Annotated in this window: 16 protein-coding genes and 1 tRNA gene; 15 read left to right on the top strand and 2 right to left on the bottom strand. The window is 41.0% G+C overall.

Annotation, left to right across the window (positions count from 1 at the left end):
* Positions 1-112: 112 nt before the first annotated feature.
* Complete coding sequence (locus UYI_RS0105625; RefSeq protein WP_026085764.1) at positions 113-493, bottom strand: hypothetical protein; 381 nt, start codon at positions 491-493, stop codon at positions 113-115.
* A gap of 318 nt (positions 494-811) precedes the next feature.
* Between UYI_RS0105625 and UYI_RS0105630 the strand changes: the two genes are divergently transcribed.
* From UYI_RS0105630 to tilS, 10 genes are all read left to right on the top strand, one after another.
* On the top strand, positions 812-1,117 hold the full coding sequence (locus tag UYI_RS0105630) for a small RNA NsiR4-regulated ssr1528 family protein (RefSeq protein ID WP_016865696.1): 306 nt from the start codon (positions 812-814) through the stop codon (positions 1,115-1,117).
* 72 nt (positions 1,118-1,189) lie between these two features.
* Positions 1,190-1,262, top strand: a tRNA-Arg gene (locus UYI_RS0105635).
* 42 nt (positions 1,263-1,304) lie between these two features.
* The gene (locus UYI_RS0105640) at positions 1,305-1,982 is read left to right on the top strand and encodes a group I intron-associated PD-(D/E)XK endonuclease (protein WP_016865697.1); all 678 of its coding nucleotides are present in this window, start codon (positions 1,305-1,307) and stop codon (positions 1,980-1,982) included.
* A 100-nt stretch (positions 1,983-2,082) separates the two neighbouring features.
* Entirely contained in the window at positions 2,083-2,949 is an 867-nt protein-coding gene (locus UYI_RS0105645; RefSeq protein WP_016865698.1) for a hypothetical protein, read from the top strand.
* Between the two features lie 262 nt (positions 2,950-3,211).
* Positions 3,212-3,919, top strand: coding sequence for a chorismate lyase (locus tag UYI_RS0105650; RefSeq protein WP_016865699.1), 708 nt, complete (start codon positions 3,212-3,214; stop codon positions 3,917-3,919).
* The gene (locus UYI_RS0105655; protein ID WP_016865700.1) at positions 3,909-4,604 is read left to right on the top strand and encodes a class I SAM-dependent methyltransferase; all 696 of its coding nucleotides are present in this window, start codon (positions 3,909-3,911) and stop codon (positions 4,602-4,604) included. Before UYI_RS0105650 ends, UYI_RS0105655 begins: the two co-directional genes overlap by 11 nt.
* 689 nt (positions 4,605-5,293) lie before the next feature.
* Complete coding sequence (locus tag UYI_RS0105665) at positions 5,294-7,012, top strand: DUF3352 domain-containing protein (RefSeq protein WP_016865702.1); 1,719 nt, start codon at positions 5,294-5,296, stop codon at positions 7,010-7,012.
* A 235-nt stretch (positions 7,013-7,247) separates the two neighbouring features.
* Positions 7,248-8,315 carry a c-type cytochrome biogenesis protein CcsB gene (gene ccsB / locus UYI_RS0105670; protein WP_016865703.1) on the top strand — a complete coding sequence of 356 codons (1,068 nt, stop codon included), beginning with the start codon at positions 7,248-7,250 and terminating at the stop codon, positions 8,313-8,315.
* A 197-nt stretch (positions 8,316-8,512) separates the two neighbouring features.
* Positions 8,513-8,851 (top strand): KGK domain-containing protein, encoded by a 339-nt coding sequence (locus UYI_RS0105675; RefSeq protein ID WP_016865704.1) that lies wholly within the window; start codon positions 8,513-8,515, stop codon positions 8,849-8,851.
* Between the two features lie 180 nt (positions 8,852-9,031).
* Positions 9,032-10,042 carry a tRNA lysidine(34) synthetase TilS gene (gene tilS / locus UYI_RS0105680; RefSeq protein WP_016865705.1) on the top strand — a complete coding sequence of 337 codons (1,011 nt, stop codon included), beginning with the start codon at positions 9,032-9,034 and terminating at the stop codon, positions 10,040-10,042.
* A 221-nt stretch (positions 10,043-10,263) separates the two neighbouring features.
* Here tilS and hmpF read toward each other — a convergent pair whose 3' ends face one another.
* Positions 10,264-12,018 carry a pilus motility taxis protein HmpF gene (hmpF, locus tag UYI_RS0105685; protein WP_016865706.1) on the bottom strand — a complete coding sequence of 585 codons (1,755 nt, stop codon included), beginning with the start codon at positions 12,016-12,018 and terminating at the stop codon, positions 10,264-10,266.
* Positions 12,019-12,595: 577 nt separating this feature from the next.
* Between hmpF and UYI_RS0105690 the strand changes: the two genes are divergently transcribed.
* The 5 genes from UYI_RS0105690 (at position 12,596) to UYI_RS0105710 (ending at position 23,053) form a co-directional block, all read left to right on the top strand.
* Positions 12,596-13,810: a response regulator gene (locus UYI_RS0105690; protein ID WP_016865707.1), complete on the top strand. Its 1,215-nt coding sequence runs from the start codon at positions 12,596-12,598 to the stop codon at positions 13,808-13,810.
* A 165-nt stretch (positions 13,811-13,975) separates the two neighbouring features.
* Positions 13,976-14,341 carry a response regulator transcription factor gene (locus tag UYI_RS0105695; RefSeq protein WP_016865708.1) on the top strand — a complete coding sequence of 122 codons (366 nt, stop codon included), beginning with the start codon at positions 13,976-13,978 and terminating at the stop codon, positions 14,339-14,341.
* A 13-nt stretch (positions 14,342-14,354) separates the two neighbouring features.
* Positions 14,355-14,885: a chemotaxis protein CheW gene (locus tag UYI_RS0105700; protein WP_016865709.1), complete on the top strand. Its 531-nt coding sequence runs from the start codon at positions 14,355-14,357 to the stop codon at positions 14,883-14,885.
* A gap of 16 nt (positions 14,886-14,901) precedes the next feature.
* A complete protein-coding gene (locus UYI_RS0105705; protein ID WP_016865710.1) occupies positions 14,902-17,808 on the top strand; it encodes a methyl-accepting chemotaxis protein in 2,907 nt (968 codons plus the stop codon).
* Positions 17,809-17,923: 115 nt separating this feature from the next.
* Positions 17,924-23,053 (top strand): response regulator, encoded by a 5,130-nt coding sequence (locus UYI_RS0105710; protein WP_016865711.1) that lies wholly within the window; start codon positions 17,924-17,926, stop codon positions 23,051-23,053.
* The last annotated feature ends 9 nt before the right edge of the window (positions 23,054-23,062 follow it).

Here is a 23,062-nt window from a genome sequence, read left to right on the forward strand (position 1 = left end):
AGACAAGGGAGAAATTAACTATTTCCTATCCCCTATTCCCTGTTCCCTCTTAACAAATGACTTTTGACCAATGACAACTAACAACCAACAACCAACAACCAACGACTAACCACTAACTACTATGTCTCCTACTTTTTGCCTTCTGTAAGTCAGTCCAAGCATTGATGCTGGTATCAAAGCAGCGCCATGTTTCCCCTTTGTCTTCTTGGTAGCAAAACAAGCTGCGATCGCTAGCATTGAAATCATCTGTTAGATAATATACCATCCCTCGAAAAGGGTAGGTTTTCCGACTCAAGCGCTTGGCTACGGCTTGATTAGGACATTCCACCATAAACACAGGTTGTCCATCGAAGTGAGCCAAGGAGAAGATGCACATCCGCAAAATCGCTCTTAGCCAGCTTTCTGAGTTTTCAAAATAATCATCAATAATTTTGTTGGTCAGAGCTTTTTCCAGGGTACGGTCTTTGCTTTGAGGAGTATGAGGGTCAGACATTGCACCACCTATGACCAAAACAATTGTGAACCCGGAATTCGGAATTTGCAAATAATTTCAGCAATTCCGAATAGCCAATTTTAAATTAAATTGACTATACCGTTGGTTAGAGATTAAACCAAAAATTTTATATATACAAGCGTATACGAAAATATACGGCATTTATTTAGATATAATCCTTTAGTAATTGTTTATTCTGCTGCGTCAAATCAGCTTGAGAAAAGGCTTTGGCAGAAATCAGGAGTATGGGAAAAGTATTTACTACTGAGTGTCGTTATACTTGGTAAAATTCAAATGTAAGGATGAAGTGATATTGCCATGACTACTGAAACCAACGAAGCCCAGTCAACTACAAAGGGTGCTGATGCTGTTGATGAAGCGATCGCCCAGGGAATTGATTTTGACGGTACTCCCATTCCCAGCGCCAAGCTGGAACTTTATCATCAAGTCATGGCACTAGAGGCAAATAGACAGCGTAGTGGCGTGAGTAATACTATGCGATCGCGTATAGTCCGGATTGGCGCCAAACACATTCCCCAAGATGAACTGAACCAAAAGCTTATCGATGCTGGTTTTGCACCTCTCAAAGAAAAAGAAATTGCCTTTTTCTACGGTGGCAAATAAATTTAGCTTGCATTATGATCACAAGACATATATAATAGATAAGCTGGCTTTAACTAAAGCCTTTTTTGACATGGGCGCGTAGCTCAGTGGATAGAGCAATTGCCTTCTAAGCAATCGGCCGCAGGTTCGAGTCCTGCCGCGCTCGTTTTAACTAAATATGAACCCTTAAGCACTGTGAAGTGATATAATGATTCCCTTAATTGAGGGTTCGTTCTTGTTACATCACACTAAGAACAAGGGTGATGTTGCTGCTACAAAAGCAATAGCAGACTTAACCTTGAAAGGATACTTGATTCTCACACCTGTTGTTTGTGAGCATTTGCCTTTTGATTTTGTCGCATACAAAGACAATAAATTTTATAGAATACAAGCTAAATATGCAGGAGATAACAGAGTAGTAAACAGAACTATTTGGGTAGACAAAAAAGGTATTCACCAGAAAAAGTACCAAGTAGGTGACTTTGATTTTTATGCTGTTTACTTACCTGATATAGACAAAGTAGTTTATCCTTCAGTTAATTTTAGTGGTTGCTACATAACTACCAAAGTACCTAATTCTGCAACACCTTTTTACTGGTGGGAAGACTTTATAGATTTTACAGAAGATGCATCAAAGCCAACTTACAAAGAATTTGGAGTTGATTTAACAACTAGAAAAGTTAACCTAGACTCAAGAATTCACACCAGAAAAGTAGAAAGACCATCAAAAGCAGAACTGCAAAAATTGGTGTGGGAAAAACCAACAACACAAATAGCCAAAGACTTTGGTGTGTCTGATAAGGCGGTAGAAAAATGGTGTAAGGTTTATGGAGTAGAAAAACCACCTAGAGGTTACTGGGTTAAGAAAATTAACGAAAAAATATAAAAAATGATTAAATAATTTCCTAACTAGTCAACTCCAAGTTAGGGTAGCGAAATTGACTATCAAACATACTTATATTTCCTACCTAACAGGAGTTTAAAATATGCCAATGACCCTGATTAAGGGCAACTATAGAGTTGTGAAAGCTGCTCCTGACGGTGATTCTATCAGGTTTTATCCTGATAACCCCGAAAACTGGAAACAATTACCTACACGAATCCACACTAATCATTCTGGCGGCGCACAGCTACGTCTGGACAGTATCGATGCCCTGGAAACACATTATCATGCCAGAGTTGGTAGTTTGGGTACGCAACACCAACCACTGCAATATGCTCATGCTGCGGCTAGTGAGTTGTTAAAATTTTTGGGATTTAAAAATATTACCCGTAATTCCAATGAAGTGGTTACTAAAGCAGAACCAGAACAAGTGCCTGGTTTTATTCTCACCCGTTTTGCAGATACTTACGGCACAAGTGTAGCTTTTGCCTTTAAAGGAGAATCAGAAGCTGAAGACGGCAGTAGTGTTTTCTTTGATAAATCTTTAGTGAAAAAAAGTGCGAATTATCATCTGATATCGAAAGGGCTAGTTTACCCAACTTTCTATTCTAAGTTGTATCCAGATATCCGCAAACAATTAACTCTTGCCGCAGAAAAATCTCGCCTAGATCAAAAAGGTTTGTGGCAGGTAGATCAAACAAATGCAGGTTTTGTTTTAGAGACACTAGAAACGATTACTGACAAGGTTGTTATGCTACCTAAGCTGTTTCGCCGACTACTTAGTTATCTGGCTATCAACGATGGAAGTGTTTCTCTAGAAGGGTTTTCAGATTACCTAAAATCTATGGATGACAGATTAATTATTCTTACGGAAGGCCATGTCACAGGATTTGATTTTGTGGTTGAAGTAGATGGTCAAAACCTCAAGTTAAATTATCAGCCTGAAGATTTGGTATTTATCGAAAAATAAGTAGAAGGCTGCTATGCTGAAGGCATAAGCAAACTGATTTTTTTTCATGCTGAGAATTGTATTCAGTTGGTCACCACTGAAATAACCATTAAATAAGCACTGTACGGGTGAAGCATTTGTACGAAAATACTTCATTTTGAATTGAGGATACCCATACAAATGCTTCGCCCCTACTAAACTAATCCTTAATTTCCCTATCTTTGTCTTGGGTAGGGAGATTTTTTATGCTTACATATAAATAGGTGAAGTTTTGTAAAGAACATTGACTGCTACTTTTACACCGACAAACAACTTAACATTGCCGACGGGGTGGCATCGTCTCACTCCGATATGGCAAGGTGGGGAGGAAGTGATTCAACAAGGTTTGCCACATGCCCAACTAGCACCGGCTTGGCAATTGTTACTTTTAGGCGACGGCTCCCCAACTAGACACTTACAATTGCTCACAGGTGAACCAACAGAAGTAGATGTCATTGACATGTCATTAGTTGGTATGGATTTAGATGGCGCTCCTGACTTAATCAAGGCTGTACCTGGGCCAAGATTGCGACGGCAGGTATGGCTACGTACTGCTTCTGGACAAAGGTTAGCATATGCCACTTCATGGTGGGAAGCCTCTCACGTAGATGAGTATTTACAAAATCGTTCATTACCCATTTGGGCGAGTTTAGCTCGTCTCCGCACAGAGTTGTATCGAGATGTGCAGGGGATTTACTACGGTTACTCAGATGCACTAAAGTCTGGCTTTGATGAGGAAGGGCCTTTTTGGGGGCGTCATTACTTGTTTTGGCATCACGGACAGCCTTTAACCCTAATTTATGAAGTTTTCTCGCCTTATCTAACAAAATACTTGGGGCCGATGCAGCTATTGCAAGAAGGTGGAGAACAGGAGGGAGAAGGAGAAGCTGATTGTTTAGAACCGCAACAAGCAAGTAAAAATCAAGAGGTCTTTAATTTTAATGAACTCTGATATTCTGAGAGAACAAGTCGAGTACTACCGTCAACGTGCTTCAGAATACGACGAGTGGTTCTTTCGTCAAGGACGCTACTATCGTGGTGAAGAACATCGGCAGCAGTGGTTTTTTGAAGTTGCTGAAGTAGAAACAGCCCTTCGTAGTGCTGCACCATCAGGTGATATTTTAGAGCTAGCTTGTGGCACTGGATTATGGACGCGACACTTGCTACCCTTTGCAACTTACCTAACTGCGGTGGATGCTTCTCCAGAAGCGATCGCGTTGAATCAGCAACGTCTTGGTTGTGCATCTGTAGAGTACATTATTGCCGACTTGTTTGAATGGTGTCCTCCACAACAGTTTGATTTTATATTCTTCAGGTTCTGGCTATCACATGTGCCGATGGAGAAGTTTGTGGCTTTTTGGCAGATGGTTAAGCAGGCGCTAAAGCCTGATGGCCGTGTCTTTTTTGTAGATAGCTTGCTAAATCAACAATCAACAGCACTAAATCACGCAGCTTTACATCAACAAGGATATTCACAGAGAAAGTTGAATGATGGGCGAACTTACCGTGTCGTGAAAATATTTCATGAACCAACTCAATTAGAGAAGTCTTTGCAAAATTTGGGTTGGTCTAGTAGCATTTACCGCACTGCGAACTACTTTGTTTACGGTTTAGTTTATCCAGCGATCGCAGTTTAGTCAAATTGTCACACTGTATAAAAAATCAAATATTCTTTTATTCTCAGTATCACAATAAATCTGCAAGAGGGGCTATTTTTGATGCAACTGCCTTTGTAACCGCCCCATAATTTTTAAATAAAATAATCAAAAAAATTAATATTTTATAAGTACACAAGTTTTGATATTTAAGCAATTACAGTTGCGGTAGTTAGTGACCAGGTTGTCAATTTTGCTACTTATTAATAGAAGATTAATTCAATTTAAAATTAATAAATTAAAAAAAATCATAAATTATTCATGAGAGACAACATCCCCGGCTTCTTAAACAGTAGGACTTATGCATACTCTACGAATCCTTGGCGTTCTACCGTTCCGGAAGCCGCTTGCGCGTCTATGGCGTCTTGGTGGTTGAGAGATTAAGCTTTTTGGCGATTTTTGCGTAATTCTTTAAGAAGTCAGGACTCTGGATATTGCGATTCTCACAAATCAGATTGCTATACAATGCACAAACAAAACTATCTGCAAAATAATAGTTTATGCAATAATGGCAATTTTGGAAAAAAATGGTAACTTATTACCGAAGTATATTTCAAACTCTAGATCCAAAAAATAAATGCTATTTACATCTTCAATGCTGAGGAAACCTTTTGGTTTACTTTGCCAACAAAGCAAGTAAAGAGTTCCCTAATAATGAGGTATTTGTTTCAATGGCGCTGCCTGTTGTGTCTGTTTCGATGAAAAAAAAGAAACCATCTCTGGTACTAACACTCTCGTCTGCTGGGATATTAATTGCTGGTGGTATGACGGCATACTGGCTGTTAACCCAAGGACAATTATTGTCCCGAGATTTACCAGTAGGTGCAAATATAATTCCCCAAGATGCACTGTTTGCAGTTTCTCTGACTACAGATCGCGCTCAATGGCAGAAATTACGAGAATTTGGGACAAAAGAAACTCAAATCGAACTAGATAAGAATTTAGTGCAGTTGCGCGATCGCTTCCTCACCAATAACGGTTACGATTTTCAAAAAGATATTAGTCCTTGGGTTGGTGAACAAGTAACAATTGCAATTCTATCCCCAGAAGCAATTAAACCTGCATCTAAGCCTGTAGCAACCGATGGTAATACTCCTGTCAATCAAAGGTCTACAGTGGTAGTACTACCTATTAAAAATCCCGAGCAAGCAAAAAATATTTTAGCGCAACCTAAAACTCCAAAAGCAGGTAAATGGATTGAGCGTACCTACGAAGGCATCCCCATCAAAGAAATTAACTCAGCATCGGGAGAAAATTTATCAGCAGCAATCATAGATCAGCATTTATTGGTAATTACCGATAACCCTAAAACCACAGAACGTACGATTCAAGCATATAAAAATAAAACATCACTAGCAACAACTGCGGGTTTTACTGATAATTTTCCTAAAATTGCTACTTCTCAAGCCTTTGCTCAGTTCTATGTAAATATACCTGCCTCTGCTAAAATTGCTGCTGCATCTGGTAATCGTCATTTGCCTGCTCAAGTTCTAGCACAATTGCAAAATAACCAAGGTTTAGCTGGAAGCATTTCCTTAGAGTCACAAGGAATACGTGTGAAAGGTATTTCCTGGCTAAATCCCAACAGTCAACGCACACTCAGGGTAGAAAACAAAGCCGGAAAGATGCCAAACCTTGTCCCACCAGAAACTTTGATGATGCTTTCTGGCGGTAATTTAAGGCAATTGTGGTCAGACTATGTTTCTACATCCCAGGGAAACCCACTCTCACCTATTCCACCAGAACAGCTAAAAGCAGGTTTCAAATCTTTCACTAATCTTGATTTCGAGCAAGATTTATTGAGTTGGATGGGTAATGAATTTTCAGTCTCAGTCATTCCCAGTAGTCCCCGGGACACTTTATCAGATAATTTCCGTGCCTCTTTAGTATTCATGGTACAGGCAAGCGATCGCACCCGTGCGGAAACATCTCTCAAAAAACTTGATGAAGTGATGAAAACTCAATACCAATTCCAGATTCAACAGACATCAGTAGCAGGTAAACCTGTTGTCAATTGGTTTGGGCCTTTGGGAACTTTAACCGCTACCCACGGTTGGTTAGACGGAGATGTTGCCTTCTTTGCACTTGGCGCTCCTGTTAGCGATAAGATAATTCCTAAACTCAACAATACCCTAGCAAATACTCCACTATTTCAACAAACAGTCCCTTCAGAACCCAATCCTACCAATGGTCAGTTTTTCTTAGATGTAGAACGTACAGCTAAAAACTTTCCTCTACCGACTTTACTACCCAACCAACAAACATTCTTAGCTGCCACACGCTCAATCGGCATCACATCTGCTGTTAATGATAGCCGTAGTAATCGCTATGACATTTTTCTAGCACTCAAAAAAATTGGAGATATGGCCAGTCAGGAGAGTGGGAGATAGGGAGGTGGGGAACTCACCGGCCCCTGGTGGGGTGTGATAAGTAGGGGGAGATGGTTGATAGCAATTAACCACTAACTACCAACCATCAACCACCAACCACTAACTACTAACCACTAACTACCAACCATCAACCATCAACAATCAACAACCAACTAACTACTAACTACCCCGAAACAGATAGGATCAATACTGTGAGAATCCACACCTCTAAAAAATTCACAGGGGAAAACGCTTTATGAATTTGCTTCAACTCCAAAATTGGCTAGACAATACTTCCTTTGCCGTCCTTTTTACCACAATGCTGATTTATTGGAGTGGGGCGGCTTTTCCCAAGTTGCCCTACTTGCCAGCATTAGGAACCGCAGGAATGGCGATCGCAAATTTGTGCATTGCCACAATGTTAGGGGCGCGATGGCTAGAGGCTGGTTATTTCCCTCTCAGCAATTTGTATGAATCTCTGTTTTTCCTCGCTTGGGGGATCACTACTATCCATCTGATTGCAGAAAACAACAGCCGCAGTCGTTTGGTGGGAGTTGTTACAGCCCCTGTTGCCATGAGTATTACTGCTTTTGCTACTCTCACACTACCATCCCAAATGCAAGTAGCAGAACCTTTAGTACCTGCATTGAAATCAAATTGGCTAATGATGCACGTTAGCGTCATGATGCTAAGTTACGCTGCTTTGATGGTAGGTTCATTGTTGGCGATCGCTTTTTTAGTTGTCACTCGTGGGCAGGAGATTCGACTCCAGGGTAGTTCTGTCGGGACTGGTGGCTATCGCAGCAACGGCTACCGCTTGCAAAAAGCAGGTGAATTAATTTCTCAATCATCAGCAATGATTGCAGACAATAATGGTAATGGTGTTGCCCGTTATGAATCCACCAACAATGGTAAAACCGCCGTTTTGGATACCGTATTAGCGCCTACAATCCAAAGTCCAAAATCCGACACCCAAGATTCTCAACCTCTTTCTCCCCAACGTCTTAGCCTGGCTGAAACCCTAGATAACATAAGCTATCGGATCATTGGACTCGGATTTCCTCTGCTGACAATTGGTATTATTGCTGGTGCAGTTTGGGCTAACGAAGCTTGGGGTTCTTACTGGAGTTGGGACCCCAAGGAAACCTGGGCGCTAATTACCTGGTTAGTATTTGCAGCATACCTCCACGCCCGTATTACTCGTGGTTGGCAAGGACGTCGCCCAGCTATTTTAGCTGCTAGTGGTTTTGTCGTTGTCTGGGTTTGCTATTTGGGTGTGAATTTATTGGGTAAGGGTTTACACTCTTACGGCTGGTTCTTTTAGAAATCTCGCTCTATTTATTTAGCAAAGGGGCTAGCTATAGCAATTCTATTAAGGTTGACGTTAAATTTTTTCACTAACTGCAAAAGACGCACAGGTAGAAAATTAAAGAGTTCATAAATCATCTTTGATCAGGATAGTAAATTTGAAATTAACTGCAATCTCCTGGGAACTATAAATTTAGTTCTAGGAGATTGATTATGAATGATAAGTGGGAAGCGTTAAATCCTGAGGATGATGTTGTGTATTTTCGTCAACCTTTGTTTGAAGATTCAAATCACACCCAATTGTTATTTGAACTAATAAATAAAATTAAGGCTGCTTCTTGTGAAGGTGTTTCATTAAGAGCATTTTTTGAAGAGGGATTAGATTGTCACGTTCTAATCCCTGGTAAAAAGTGGCGAGAAGGTAAAATTAGATTACGTGTAGAATTTTGTTCTGATGATTCGGAGGAATCAGATAATAGTCAGCAAGAATCAGAAATAGACTACTATCGTCAATTTAAAGACTTTACGAATTACAAAGAGTTTAATAACTAATGTTTTATATTTTTGATTAAACGCAGAGGGGCGCAGAGTTAGTAAGAGAGGGACACAGAGTTTTTTAAGGATAATTCGTACTGCAAAATTCAAAATATGATAAATTTTTTTATGGTACAAGCTCTGAAATAAATCTTGTAGAACTAATCCAAAATCCAAAATTTTAAATCATATTAGCGGATGACATGGACTCCCCTACATGCAAAAATCCATCGCACTATCCGATCGCGTCACCTGTTTGAACTTAACCAGCACTTACTAGTTGCAGTTTCCGGTGGACAAGATTCTCTTTGTTTAATCAAATTATTGTTAGATTTACAACCAAAATGGGGATGGAAGTTAGGTATTGCCCACTGTGATCATCGCTGGCGGACTGACTCACAGGCTAATGCCCAACACATAGAAAATTTGGCTAAAAATTGGGGTATATCTTTTTACTTAGAAACTGTAGAAACGCAAGAACTACAGTTAGTACAAAGTGAGGCTGCTGCACGGGAATGGCGGTATCAAGTTTTGAGTGCGATCGCCCAAGAGCATAATTATAAATGTGTAGTTACAGGTCACACAGCAAGCGATCGGGCAGAAACACTACTTTATAACTTAATTCGTGGTACTGGTGCTGATGGTCTGCAAGCTTTGACTTGGCAACGCTCACTTGTTGATGGCATTATGCTGGTGCGTCCACTTTTAGAAATTACCCGCACAGAAACTGGGCAATTTTGCCAAGATTTGCAACTGCCGATCTGGGAAGATTCTACAAATCAGGATTTAAAATACGCCCGTAACCGCATTCGCCAAGAACTGATACCATATTTGTCAGAAAATTTCAACCCAAAAGTAGAAGCAGCTTTAGCTCAAACAGCAGAACTACTGCAAGCGGAAGTGGAGTATTTAGAAAAAGCTGCTCAGGCGTTGCGAGAAGAGGCGATGGGAGGAGGAACAATTATCCCATCAGATACTCCCAACCACCCTCTCAAACTCAATCGTCGCGTGTTACAGAAAGTCCCACTCGCTTTGCAAAGACGTGTAATGCGGCAAGTGTTACAACAAATACTTCCTGTAGCTCCCACATTTGAGCAAATAGAAAAACTTACAGCTTTAATTACAGCACCAAATAAATCGCAAACTGATCCATTTCCCGGTGGTGCGACAGCGATAGTAGAAGGTGATTGGATCTGGATTAAATCTTAAATCAATTGTGAATTTATAAAAGTCGGTAATGCATAACGGTGCGAGTGTTAAGTTATCAGTTGCAAACAGCTAACTGTTAACTGTAAACGGATTACCAATTACGGCCGCTAACGGATAATCTATCTGTGTCTATCTGTGTGCATCTGTGTGTATCGGTGGTCGATTTCCAAAAAATGATTTTGGTCAAGGCTTAACTCACATTAGCCATAATTCATAATTTTTCATATTGCTGACAATTCTGGTTGAGAAATTAAACTCAGGATAACCTGACGCATCTGGGTAATAGCCTGGAGTTGAGAATCACCAATTTGTTGAACTTCCGCTAAAGAATCAGAAACGCCTTGTAGTTTTTGTCGCAACCCATCCAAGGAATCTTGAATTGGTTGTAAAGCTTGTTGATATAAATTTAGCTGACCTTGGGATTGGGCAGTTGTTGTTCGCAAAGACAGCAAATTTTGCTCCATTGTTTGCAGTTCCTCACGTTTCATTGCCTGTGCTTGAGTTTGCTGCTCAATATCTGCTTGTATCTGATTAATGCTAGCTTGTACCTGCTCAATCTCTGTTTCTAGATTTTGTAGGGTTTCTGACAGTTGTTGTCGTTGTTTTTGGATTTGTTCGAGTACTGGACTTAAATCCAATTTTTCATCTTCATCCGCGACGGTTTGTCCTTGTCGCCGCAGTAGTACTATTTTGTGCTGCTTGAGCAGTGCTTGACGCTCAAGTAAATGGCGACGTTGTCCTACCAAAGTTTCATTTAGCATCTGGTAGTGGTCTTTTTCATCAGCTAGTTCCGTTTCTAATTGACTCCGTTCACTTGCCGATGCTTGATTTATTTTTTGTTGGATTTCTTCTATAGCTTCTTGTTTATATTTCAGTTCTTGTTCTTGATCGTTGACAAAGCTAGAGTCTATGTTTAGTTTGTCCTGCAAGTCTTGTACTATTTTTTGCAGTTCTTCTAGAGGCATTTTTTCCAAAGTTTCAATATCAAACTCTGGAGAGGGAACAACATCACTAGAATTTGCAGCTAAAGAGTAAATTTGTCGGTATAACTGTTCCTGATATTGCAGTTGCTCTTTCAGTATCCGAACATACTCTTGTTTGCTATGGAGAGTAGTTGTGTTCGCCTGCAACTGAGCTGTTTGTTGTTCTAGAGAATTTTGAGTTTGCTGCCATTCATTTTGGCGTTCCGAGAAAAGTTGCGACAAACGTTCAATTTCAGCCTGTTGTTCCTCAGTTAATATTCTTTGTTGTTCTAGTTGTTGCCAGTGGGGATTGAGCAAAGTTTGCTGTTTTTCAACCATTTCAAATGCTAGATGCAGATTTTCCCGCACTATTTCTGTCGGAGCAACACTACTAGAAAGCTGATGTAGCAACTCTTGTAATACTCGACTTTGTTCTTCATCCATCACAGTTCCTGGCTGCAACTGTGCTTGATGTTCTTCTAGGCGACGCTGCTCACCTCGTAAATGCTCCCAAGCTCCTTCCAGTTCTTGGCGGTTACGCTCAATTTCTTGTTGCAACCTTTCGATATCAGCACGGGAAGTTTCAACTTCTTGTTTTTCTGCATCTAAGCGTTGAAACTCATCCTCCATTTGTTGCAGTTGTTCTAAGCGCGTTTCCATTTCTATTTCGCGGCGGTTAAGTTCCTGCGCTTGAAATGTCAATGACTCTTTCCACTGGTCAATTTCTTCTTCCTTCAGTTTAAATTTTTCTAGTTGGCGAGAAAAATTCTGCAAAATGTTCACTAGCGGTCGTCCCGCTTCTTGAATTCGCTGTACTTGACGCTGAGGATTCAATTCTACGAGTACGAGCGCCCCATCATTTAATTTACTGGCTTCGTCAACTGCAATAACTTCTTCTGATCCAGTACTCCAACTCTGATCAGTCCGTTGACAAGCCAGAAGTTTCAGTTCCGTTTTGCCACCACCACCAAGTAAACCGCCTTTTTGTTTTTGTACTTCTGCTAAATACAGCACACCTTTAATCCTTTTGATGCACTTAATAAATTTGTTTTTGGTTATACATTAGATAATTAGGTTAACCTGCCTTGTTTAACCCCAATCAGAGGTAAACAAGACAGGCAAAATTTATGTATAGACAGGAAATATCACGTCTGGATATTCATACAACCAAATTGTTGTTTCTCCAATATTTTGTACTGTTGTGAGTTATGATGACTACCGTGTTATCACTCAGTTAATCTAGGTATATTAAAAAATATTAAATTTTATTGATTGGTTGGTGGTTGGTGGTTGTTGGTGAGACCAGCCCCCAAAAAGGCGGTCTCCGTCACGTAGACGCGTAGACGCGAAGCGGCTTCCGCAGGTAGCGGCTTAAGGTAAGGGTAGGGGGACTGGCGAACCCGTAGACACGAAGTGGCTTAAGGTAAGGGTAGGGTTGTTAGTGGTTGTAGAGACGTGCCATGGCACGTCTGTACATTAGTTAGTGGTTAGTAGTTATTTTTCTTCCTTGTCCCCCTTGTCTTCCTTTTCTCCCATGTCTCCCTTGTCTCCCCCTTCCCAGTTCCCCAAAAAAGGAGTGCCTTTTCACTAAATGCAGGGAAATTTATATGAAATAGATATCCGCAGTATCCTGCAATTAATAGAGTTGGGGCAGCGTACTGGACAACTGTTTGTAGAAGCCCATAGCTTTCACAAAAGTCCCCAACTTGGGAGAAATCACAATGGCAAGAATTTATCTTGGTTCGTATTTTTTCTGAACGGTGAGATTGTTTATGCAACCGATAGTGATAATAGTTTGTTGCGCTTGAGTGATTATTTACGTCATTATCAAATCAAGGTACAGCTGGATGAAGAACAACGAGCCTGCTTAGAAGCGTTGAATGCACCGGAATACGCCTATTTATGGACACTATTAGAGCAGAACATCATTGATCCAATCCAAGCTCGCAGTATTATTCATAACTTAGTGCATGAGACTCTCTTTGACCTGCTGAATTTACAGCAGGGTAGCTTCGTTTTTGCAGTGGGTTCTGCACTGACACCACAATTAACGACTCTAGAGATTACACCTTTACTGAGCAAAATCGTGAAGCAGGTGCAACAGTGGAAGCAACTGTACCCTTACATTCTGTCTCCAGAACAATTTCCTATACTCACTGATATAGTAAATCTACGCTCTTCACTACCAGCAGTGACAGTTAATAAACTACAGCATTGGGCTGGTGGTCAAACATCCCTACGCCAATTAGCTCGTTATCTCAACCGTAATATTGTAACTGTCGCTAAGGCCATGTACCCGTATGTTCAACAGGGCTGGGTGCATTTAGTAGACTCAGACACAACTGAATTATTAACAAATCAACAAGACAAAACACTTACCTTACAAGAAAAACACAAGCAACGCATATTGTGTATTGATGATACACTCAGCATCTGTACGCACATAGAGACGATTTTGCAAACCCAAGGTTATGAAGCGATCGCCATAACTAATCCCCTAGAAGCACTCAGTGTGGTTTTTCAATTCCAACCAGATTTAATTTTTTGTGATATTGCCATGCCAGAGTTGACTGGATACGAGATTTGTGCAATGCTGCGACACTCCCAAGCGTTTCGGAATCTACCTATTATTATGCTTACCGCCAAAGAAGGATTTTTTGATCGAGTCAAAGCCACAATGGTGGGAGCTACCGATTATTTAACCAAGCCATTTGGGCATACTGAATTAGTAATCCTGGTGGAGAAATATTTAAACTACAGTGGATGTGAAGTAACAAAAAAAACACAGCACTTGTTGATCCGGTAAAAGATAGAGTAAAAAATAATATCTACAGAACCAGCCAGCCTAAGAAAAACCTCATTACCTAGTAAAAGTGAAAAATAGATTTATTTTATACAGTAAATGCTTACGGGGAAATCAGGGCATGTTCCCAGTAGGGACGTCTATATCAGGAGGTAGATAGGGGCATTTATGAGTACAGTTCTGATCGTGGAAGACAGTATCGCCCAAAGGGAGATGATTACAGACCTCCTGAAAGCGAGTGGCTTAACAGTAACCCATGCCAGTGATGGAGTAGAAGCGTTGGAAGCAATTCAAACAGCTCCTCCTGATTTAGTGGTATTAGATATTGTCATGCCCCGAATGAATGGCTACGAAGTTTGCCGCCGTTTAAAGTCCGACCCCAAAACCCAAAATGTCCCCGTAGTTATGTGTTCTTCCAAAGGAGAAGAATTTGATCGTTATTGGGGGATGAAACAAGGTGCAGACGCCTACATAGCCAAACCATTCCAACCGACTGAGTTGGTGGGAACAGTCAAACAACTACTGCGAGGATAAGGATGAGCAGAACATGGTCAACAAACCGGACTTTTTAGGAGGCAGTGGACAAGATCACTTTCGTCCGGAATTACAAGTAGAAAGTCCTGAAGGTGAGTTACATTTGCGGTTTTTTATTCCTTCGCGTCAGGAGTTTGCACTACCAGCAACTGGTATTCGCGAAGTCATCGAACTGAGTCCTGATCGAATCACCCCCATCCCTAATGCTTCTCCTTTACTTTTGGGTACTCTAAATTTACGAGGTCGAGTCATCTGGGTGGCTGATTTGGGTCAATTTCTGGGAGAAGCAACAGCATTAAACACAGACCGCGCCGAAATTTCGGTGATCGCCATAGAAGAACAAGACACAATTGTGGGCTTAGCAGTAGAAGAAATTGGCGGTATGCATTGGCTAGACGCACAGCATCTTATGGCACCAACAAATGTAGCGGATACTATGGCTCCTTTTTTGCGGGGAGAGTGGTTACTAGATGCTCAAAACAAACAGTATTTGCGACTACTAGATCAAACAGCAATTTTACGTAGTGCGCGTTGGGCAGGATGAAATAGGGAGGCAATACATGGCAGCGAGTATAGACGATTACGTGCAGACATACCAACAGGCTTTAACAGCCTACGCGCAACAAGACTACCAAGGAGCAGCCACTCTGATTGACGAGGTGGTGCAAAATCTACCAAATGACCCAAACACTCATTTGTTGCGGGGTCATGTCTACTATGTTTTACAGCAGTATGATGTGGCGAAAGTAGAATATCAAAAAGTATTGGAATTAACTCAAGACCCAGAAATTACTGTTTTTGCTGAAAGTGGTCTGGATAATATCAATCAATATCAACAGGAATTAAATGCTTTTATTGATGAGGATGATAACTCTCAGCAATCTTCACAAGAGTCTTCTATTTTTGCGGCAGCACAACCAGCAGAACAAGAATTAGAAAAGTTAGAAATTTTAGAAGACTTAGATAGTAATAGCTTTGACTTCAATGCGATCGCAACTCACGAAGAATCACCAGAAGATATAGACAATCCATTTGGACTATCTACAGATAGTAGTGAGTTTGATCCAGGTGTAGACTCCTGTGAAACTTTCAACGATAATCCTTTTGCCTCATCTCAAACAGAAGCAGAACCAACTTCACAAGCCAATATCTGGGAAGGAGCAGAATTAGAATTACCTGCTTTTTTACAGGATGATCTTTCATCTTCTACGGAAAAAACAGAAATAAATAGCAATTTAGCAAGAAGTGATACAAGTACTACTCACCAGAATTTAGGGAAAAATCAGCCAAATATTCGTGATCCAGATTTTGCCAAAATTACTTTAACACCTAGTCATAGCTTTAATAGTCAGGAAAATGATTCTGCTGAGCTAATCTCACAAAAACATGGTGATGATAGTTTGCACAACATCAACACAAGGAATTTTGACCAAGAAACTTTACTGGTAGAAGAAACAGGAACAGATGTTGAAATCACAGAAATTAATAGTGTGGAATACAGCAGTAAAGAAAAATTTTCCTCAACAGCTTCTTTCAACAGCACTTTTACTATAGAAGACAAACAACTAAACTCCAATTTCCCAACAGAGCAAAACCAGAACTTTGATGATGACAGTTTTGATCTAGAGGCATTTGAATCAGCTTTTGGTTCCCAGTCATTCTCGGAAAACGAACATGAAGGTATTAACAGTAAATTAAATGGCCAGGTTCCTCAAGGTAGCAACATTGAGTTTTTAGATGACTTTGATGAATTTGACGATCTGGGAAATATTCAAGCAGAATTTGATTTTGTGACTAATTCTGGTTTCGGTGACTCGCAACTAAATTCTGGATCACTGACATCGAACAGCAGGAGTTTTAGTCAAGCCTTTGAAAATTCTGGGATTGCTGAAAAAAGGAAGGAAACTGCGGATAACTCCACACAAAGCGATCGCGATGATGAATTGTTTAGCATCACTGGTTCCCAAGAAGCAGTCCCAGTCTTTACCCAAACAGACGTTACTAACATCGAACCCCAAGTCAGCGTTGAACAAGGGATTCTCGCACCCCTAGAAAATGCCCCACTAGCCAAAAAGCAATGGATCGTTGCTGGCTGTGTGGGTGTAGTTTCCGCTGTGGTTGTAGCTGTAGTTAGTTTCACTGCGACGACAGTTTCTCCACCCCAGCAACGGGAGTCTGTACGCAATACTGGCTGGGCGATGGCATTAGCAGCAGGGCTTGTCAGTTTTGCAACTACGGGTATCATGGGCAATCTCACTCTCAAGCAAATCCGTCGCACAACCAAAGATTTGCAAAACCAATTTGATGCTGTACGCAAAGGTAATCTCAGCGTCCAAGCTACTGTCTACTCAGAAGATGAGTTAGGACAGTTAGCTGCCGGCTTCAATGAAATGACACGGGTTATTTTTACAACCACAAACGAAGCCACACGTAAAGCCCAGGAACAGGAAGAAGCCAAAGAGAATTTGCAACGGCAGGTGATTCGTCTCTTAGACGACGTGGAAGGAGCCGCCAGGGGAGATTTGACTGTCCAAGCTGAGGTGACAGCCGACGTCTTAGGAGCAGTTGCTGATGCTTTTAACTTAACAATTCAAAATCTGCGGGATATCGTCCAACAGGTAAAAGTCGCAGCGCGGGAAGTTACCAAAGGTGCAACTAACTCAGAAACCTTTGCCAGAGCATTATCCAGCGATGCTTTACGCCAAGCCGAAGAGTTAGCAGTCACCCTCAATTCGGTACAAGTAATGACCGATTCTATCCAAAGGGTAGCAGAAGCAGCACGAGAAGCAGAAACAGTTGCCCGAGAAGCCAGCGCGATCGCTCTCAAAGGAGGGGAAGCGGTAGAAAATACCGTAGCGGGGATTTTGGAAATTCGGGAAACCGTCGCTGAAACCACTCGCAAAGTGAAGCGACTAGCAGAATCATCCCAAGAAATTTCTAAAATTGTGGCGTTGATTTCGCAAATTGCTTCTAGAACCAACTTGCTAGCTCTCAACGCCAGTATTGAAGCAGCCAGAGCCGGAGAAGCGGGACGGGGTTTTGCGATCGTTGCGGATGAGGTACGCCAGCTAGCTGATAAATCTGCCAAGTCTCTGAAAGAAATTGAACAAATAGTTATGCAAATTCAGAGCGAAACAGGCTCAGTGATGACAGCGATGGAAGAAGGTACCCAGCAGGTAATTCAAGGTACAAAACTGGCAGAAGAAGCCAAGCGATCGCTAGAAAATATTATTCAAGTAGCAAATCGCATTGATATTCTCGTACGTTCCATCACTTCCGATACCGTCGAACAAACAGAAACTTCTCGCGCTGTCGCTCAAGTTATGCAATCTGTAGAACTCACAGCCCAAGAAACATCCCAGGAAGCACAACGGGTTTCCGGCGCACTGCAAAACTTGGTAGGCGTTTCCCGTGATTTAATCGCCTCCGTAGAAAGATTCCGAGTAGAAACAACTGAAACTAGATAAAAAGGATGAAGTATGAAGTATGAAGTATGAAGTATGAAGTGTTAATCATCCTTCATCATCCATCCTTAATATTCTATGTTTTTCATTCTTTATCCTTTATCCTTCATCCTTGACTATGCTGCCAGAACAACAACAGCGCATTCTCGGTTACTTTATTGAAGAAGCAAAAGAACATCTGACCACAATCGAGCAGGGGTTGCTGAATCTGCAAAGTACGATTAAAGACCCAGAAATGCTCAATGAAGTCTTCCGGGCGGCTCACTCCATTAAAGGAGGAGCGGCGATGCTTGGTCTGAGTAGCATTCAGCGTACTGCCCACCGCTTAGAAGACTGTTTTAAAGTCTTAAAAGAGTGTCCGGTGCAGGTTGATCAAAAGCTAGAGTCTTTGTTTCTAGGTGTATCTGATACCCTGAAAGCGCTGTTAGAAAATTTAACCGGGCCATTTGGTCTGACAGAGGAGACTGCCAGTCATATCATGTCAGAAGCAGAACCCGTGTTTGGGTGGCTAAACGAACATCTGGAATTGCTGGTCAAACAAGGAACTACAGGAGTAGCAGCCGCAGATAGTGATCGCTGGCAACAGTGCCAAAACCTCGTATTGCAAAAACTCCGGGAAATGTTGCAGCTATTTAAGCAACCAGCAACACCTGAAACGCGGCAGAGTTTGCAAGACTGCTGTAGGCAATTAGTCGAACTTGGTGAACAATTAAATTGTGCGTCTTGGTGTAATTTGTGCCAAGCCACAGGTCAAGCGATCGCTAATCAAGAAAATAGCTATTTGACATTAGCAAAAATCGTTATTACAGATATCAAGCAAGCTCTAGAATTAGTCCTGACAGGTAGAGAAGCTGAAATTATTATTAGTCAGCAACTAGAAGCATTAATTCCACCTCAAATAGAACTATTAGATATCACAACTGATTTGCAGCAAGAGGCTGACATAGAAGCAGTTCCATCAACAGTAGCAGAGGAAACTGTATTCGCCACACCTGTTGAAAATGCCAATGCTGAAGACAGTGCCGCATCAACTACAGATAATTTTACTGAGTTAACAAATTCATCAGACGCAATAGAAGTTAAACAAGAAGATAGCATCAAAAGTCTATCAGAAGTTTCTGAACAATTGGGTATTAATATAGATAATTTAGTTGAATCTACAGCACAATCAGAATCCTTAGAATTTGCCCAAGATAGTATCAGTAATCTATCATATTTATCTGAGCAAATTCAGGAAAACACAGATGATTTTGATGAATTTATTATCCAATCTTCAGCACAAGATTTAGAATTAGAAAATACCATTACTAGTCTATCTGAATTATCGAATCCTTTTGAGATAGAGGATGAAGAAAACGAAAATTTAGATATTGAAAGTTTAGAAATTAACGGGCCAGAAGTAGGAATAGCAGAGTTGAATACTCTTGCCCAGTTATTTGAAAGCGAAACTCCTGACTTTAATGAAACTTGGGATATTGAAGAAGAAGTTATCGAACCAGATGCCACAAATGATGAAATTGCAGCCCAGAGCAATGATAGCCAAACCAAAGATACTAGCAACGACTTTGCAGAATTATTATCTTTAGAAGGTAACACAAATATTTATGAAAACCAAACAATTAATGTCAAAGAAGAATTAACTCTTGTACAACTATTTGGTGATGACTTTTTAGAAGAAGAAAATTTAGAATCAAATCTGGATGATTCAGTCACGCCTATCAATGAAAAACACTATCAACAAATACAATCTAGAAATCAAGCAAATGAGATAGAAATATCTCAGACTTTAGACAATAAACCTGAAGATTTATTGGCAGAATCTGAAAATCAGAATGCACTTGAAGAAGTTAGTTTAGAAAGTACCCAACCAACAGAAGAAAAGTGGAATTTAGATAGTCTATTTACTGAGACACAAGAAGAGCATAGCCCGACTATTAGCATCGAGGCACCAGGATTTGATGATTTATTTGATCACCTCAGCACTACAAAAGCAGAGTTTTCTCCTGCCACAGAGGATGTAGGTTTATGGACACAGACAGAAGAAGCAGGGCTAGGTTTAGAATTTTCTGGGGAACAAGACGCAGCCAAAGCTTTAGAAGAAATTTTGTTTGCTGCCGCAGCTGCTGATGATATTTTTAGCGATCGCCAACAGCCAACACCAGAGTCTGTGACAGATTTTGAACTGCAAGATTTAGATTTAGGTTTACCACAGGAATTAATTCTCTCAACAGATGCTAGCGATGATGATTTCTTTGCAGAATTAATAGCAAATGAATCTCACAATTCATATCCTGTCGATGAGAAATTATCTCCTCAGGAAATTCGCAATCTCTCGCAATTGCCAGAAGCTCTAGAATTCAGTCCAGAATTTACTAATTTTCCTACAGAAATCCAAGATTTCGATTTACCTCAACTAAATACTGATCAAGAAATTAACTGGTTCGATGCAATCAAAATAGAAGAGGATAGCAACGAAAATCTGGAATTTTTATTTAATGATTTGTCAACACCAGATACTCATGAATTGCAAGTTGATAGTATAGATAATTCTTTTGCTTTCCCACAGCCAAATATAGCTGATGATACATCCTCTACAACAGATTCAGAAGTGAATTTGCTGGATGACAATCAAGCTGACTTTTCACAGGATCTGGAAAACCTCTCTCCAAACCTCTCCCCTACAAGGAGAGAGGCTTTAAAAATTCCCCCTTCCATACCAGGAAAGGAGGCTAGTGGTTTAGGTCAAGCGATGATTGTTCCATATGAGGTGAAAACTCAGGAAAATCAAGAGACTATAACAGAATCTAGTGAATCACTATTAAATTTCCACCCAGAAGAAATCAACCAGGAAGATGACCAAAATCATTCGCAACTGGAAATTACAGATTCTGAATTACCAGTACAACAGTCAAGCTTTGATCATGAGGAAATAATTGCCGACTCTGGATACACAGAGCAACCTCAAGAGGCATTTTCTGCTGCAAATTCAATTGAGGAAACAGAATTAGAAGTTGATGCTTTTGCAGAAGATGCATTTGCTGATTTGGATGATTTACTTAAACAAGAAATATCATCAGAGGCTCATACTTCCAAAATTCCAGATATCGAATTTGCTGCCTTAGAAGAAATGCTAGCTTGGGGGGAGCAAGATGAAGAGGTGGTAGTAGCTGAACAATCTACTCCAATTTATTCTACAAAAGATAGCAGAAACCAAACTTTATCCCCAGAGATTGAGAATGAATTTAAAGAATTAGAAGGGATGGTAGGGGGAGCAGTCACACCCAGTACAGTCAATTTATCGGGTGGACGCAACTCTGGTTGGAATGCTTCCAGATTTGAGCAGTTAATGAAAGTACCTGTCAAACATCTGGATGATCTGAGTAATTTGGTTGGGGAGTTGGTAGTTAACCGCAATACCCTAGAGCAGGATCACGAACGTTTGCGCCAGTCATTAGATAATCTACTGCATCAGGTACAACAACTCTCGGATGTGGGAGCAAGAATGCAGGAATTGTATGAGCGATCGCTACTAGAAGCATCTTTGTTAGCTAGTCGCAAAAACAGCAATTTTGGTCATTCAGATACAGATAGGGGTTTTAGTGAACTGGAAATGGATCGCTTCACACCTTTCCACACCCTGTCTCAAGAAATGATTGAACTGATCGTGCGGGTGCGGGAGTCTGCGAGTGATATTGATTTTGTCACCGAAGAAACCGAACGTGTCGCGCGACAATTTCGACAGGTAACAGGACAACTGCAAGAGGGGCTGACAAGAGCGCGAATGGAGCCTTTTTCCCAGGCTACCGATTTATTACCGCGAGGTGTGCGCGACAACTCAATCAAGTATGGTAAGCAAGTAGAGTTAATCATTCAAGGTCGAGACACCTTGATTGACAAGATGATTTTAGAACACCTCAAAACACCCTTAACGCATTTACTGAACAATGCGATCGCTCACGGGATTGAAACGCCTGAGGAACGCCAAGCTAAAGGTAAATCCCCTGTGGGAACCATTACTGTTTGTGCTTTTCATCAAGGGAATCAAACCGTCATTTCCGTTAGTGATGACGGTGCTGGGATTAATTCAGATGGGGTGAAAGCAAAGGCAATCAGAGTCGGGTTCATCACTCCCATCGAAGCCCAAACAATGTCCCGCGCTGATGTTTATGACCTACTGTTCCAACCAGGTTTTAGCACCAAAGATCAGGCAGATGACTTAGCTGGTCGTGGTGTCGGTTTAGACGTAGTCAGGACAAAAATCAATGAAATCCGAGGGGTGATTTCTGTTGATTCTGCGATTGACAAAGGTACTACCTTCACTATTCGTCTACCATTAACCCTCAGTATTTGCAAGGCTCTGTGCTGTGTTTCTGATAAAGCCAGAATCGCCTTCCCAATGGATGGCGTAGAAGATACCCTAGATATACCTGTAAAAAATATTCAAGAGGGTGACGCAGGTGAAAAACTCATTCCTTGGCGCGATCGGATGCTGCCATTCAAACCTCTAAAAGAACTTTTAACCTTCAATCGCCAACTCAGCCGGGGTAACGTTTATGGCGGTAATCGAGACGATGATATGATTTCCGTAGTTGTAGTGCGATCAACAAATACGCTAGTCGCCTTACAAGTTGACCAAGTGCTGAGCGAACAAGAAATTGTGATTAAACAATTTGAAGGCCCCGCCCCCAAACCAATTGGTGTAGCTGGTGCTACCGTCTTGGGTGATGGTCGAATTATGCCAATTGCTGATGTCCTAGAAATTATCGATATCTTCCAAGGAAGAACCTCTAAACAAAATACAGTCAGTATCTTAAATCAAAAAGCAGCTCCAACTCAGCCAGATACAACTGCAACTACGATTGATCCAACAGTCCTAATTGTCGATGACTCAATTACAGTTAGAGAGTTGCTTTCTTTAACCTTTAATAAAGCGGGTTATCGGGTAGAACAGGCACGTGATGGACAAGAAGCTTGGGATAAACTTCGTTCTGGTTTACCCTGTGACCTCGTATTCTGTGACATTGAAATGCCTCGTTGCGATGGTCTAGAATTACTTTCTCGCATTCAAAAAGACCCAAGCCTCAATCATTTACCTATTGCTATGCTCACCTCCCGAGGTGCAGACAAGCATCGACAAATGGCTATCAGCTTGGGAGCAAGTGGTTACTTCACCAAACCCTATCTGGAAGAAGCGCTATTAGAAGCAGCATCGCGGATGCTTAAAGGTGAGAAACTAGTGGCTAGTTAGTTTGAAAAA

The sequence above is a fragment of the Fischerella muscicola PCC 7414 genome, assembly GCF_000317205.1.
Classification (GTDB): Bacteria; Cyanobacteriota; Cyanobacteriia; order Cyanobacteriales; family Nostocaceae; genus Fischerella; species Fischerella muscicola.

Coding starts and splice junctions, on each gene's coding strand:
- UYI_RS0105625 (WP_026085764.1), bottom strand. CDS start 493: ATGTCTGACCCTCATACTCCTCAAAGCAAAGACCGTACCCTGGAAAAA.
- UYI_RS0105630 (WP_016865696.1), top strand. CDS start 812: ATGACTACTGAAACCAACGAAGCCCAGTCAACTACAAAGGGTGCTGAT.
- UYI_RS0105640 (WP_016865697.1), top strand. CDS start 1,305: ATGATTCCCTTAATTGAGGGTTCGTTCTTGTTACATCACACTAAGAAC.
- UYI_RS0105645 (WP_016865698.1), top strand. CDS start 2,083: ATGCCAATGACCCTGATTAAGGGCAACTATAGAGTTGTGAAAGCTGCT.
- UYI_RS0105655 (WP_016865700.1), top strand. CDS start 3,909: ATGAACTCTGATATTCTGAGAGAACAAGTCGAGTACTACCGTCAACGT.
- UYI_RS0105665 (WP_016865702.1), top strand. CDS start 5,294: ATGGCGCTGCCTGTTGTGTCTGTTTCGATGAAAAAAAAGAAACCATCT.
- ccsB (WP_016865703.1), top strand. CDS start 7,248: ATGAATTTGCTTCAACTCCAAAATTGGCTAGACAATACTTCCTTTGCC.
- UYI_RS0105675 (WP_016865704.1), top strand. CDS start 8,513: ATGAATGATAAGTGGGAAGCGTTAAATCCTGAGGATGATGTTGTGTAT.
- tilS (WP_016865705.1), top strand. CDS start 9,032: ATGACATGGACTCCCCTACATGCAAAAATCCATCGCACTATCCGATCG.
- UYI_RS0105690 (WP_016865707.1), top strand. CDS start 12,596: ATGCAGGGAAATTTATATGAAATAGATATCCGCAGTATCCTGCAATTA.
- UYI_RS0105695 (WP_016865708.1), top strand. CDS start 13,976: ATGAGTACAGTTCTGATCGTGGAAGACAGTATCGCCCAAAGGGAGATG.
- UYI_RS0105700 (WP_016865709.1), top strand. CDS start 14,355: ATGGTCAACAAACCGGACTTTTTAGGAGGCAGTGGACAAGATCACTTT.
- UYI_RS0105705 (WP_016865710.1), top strand. CDS start 14,902: ATGGCAGCGAGTATAGACGATTACGTGCAGACATACCAACAGGCTTTA.
- UYI_RS0105710 (WP_016865711.1), top strand. CDS start 17,924: ATGCTGCCAGAACAACAACAGCGCATTCTCGGTTACTTTATTGAAGAA.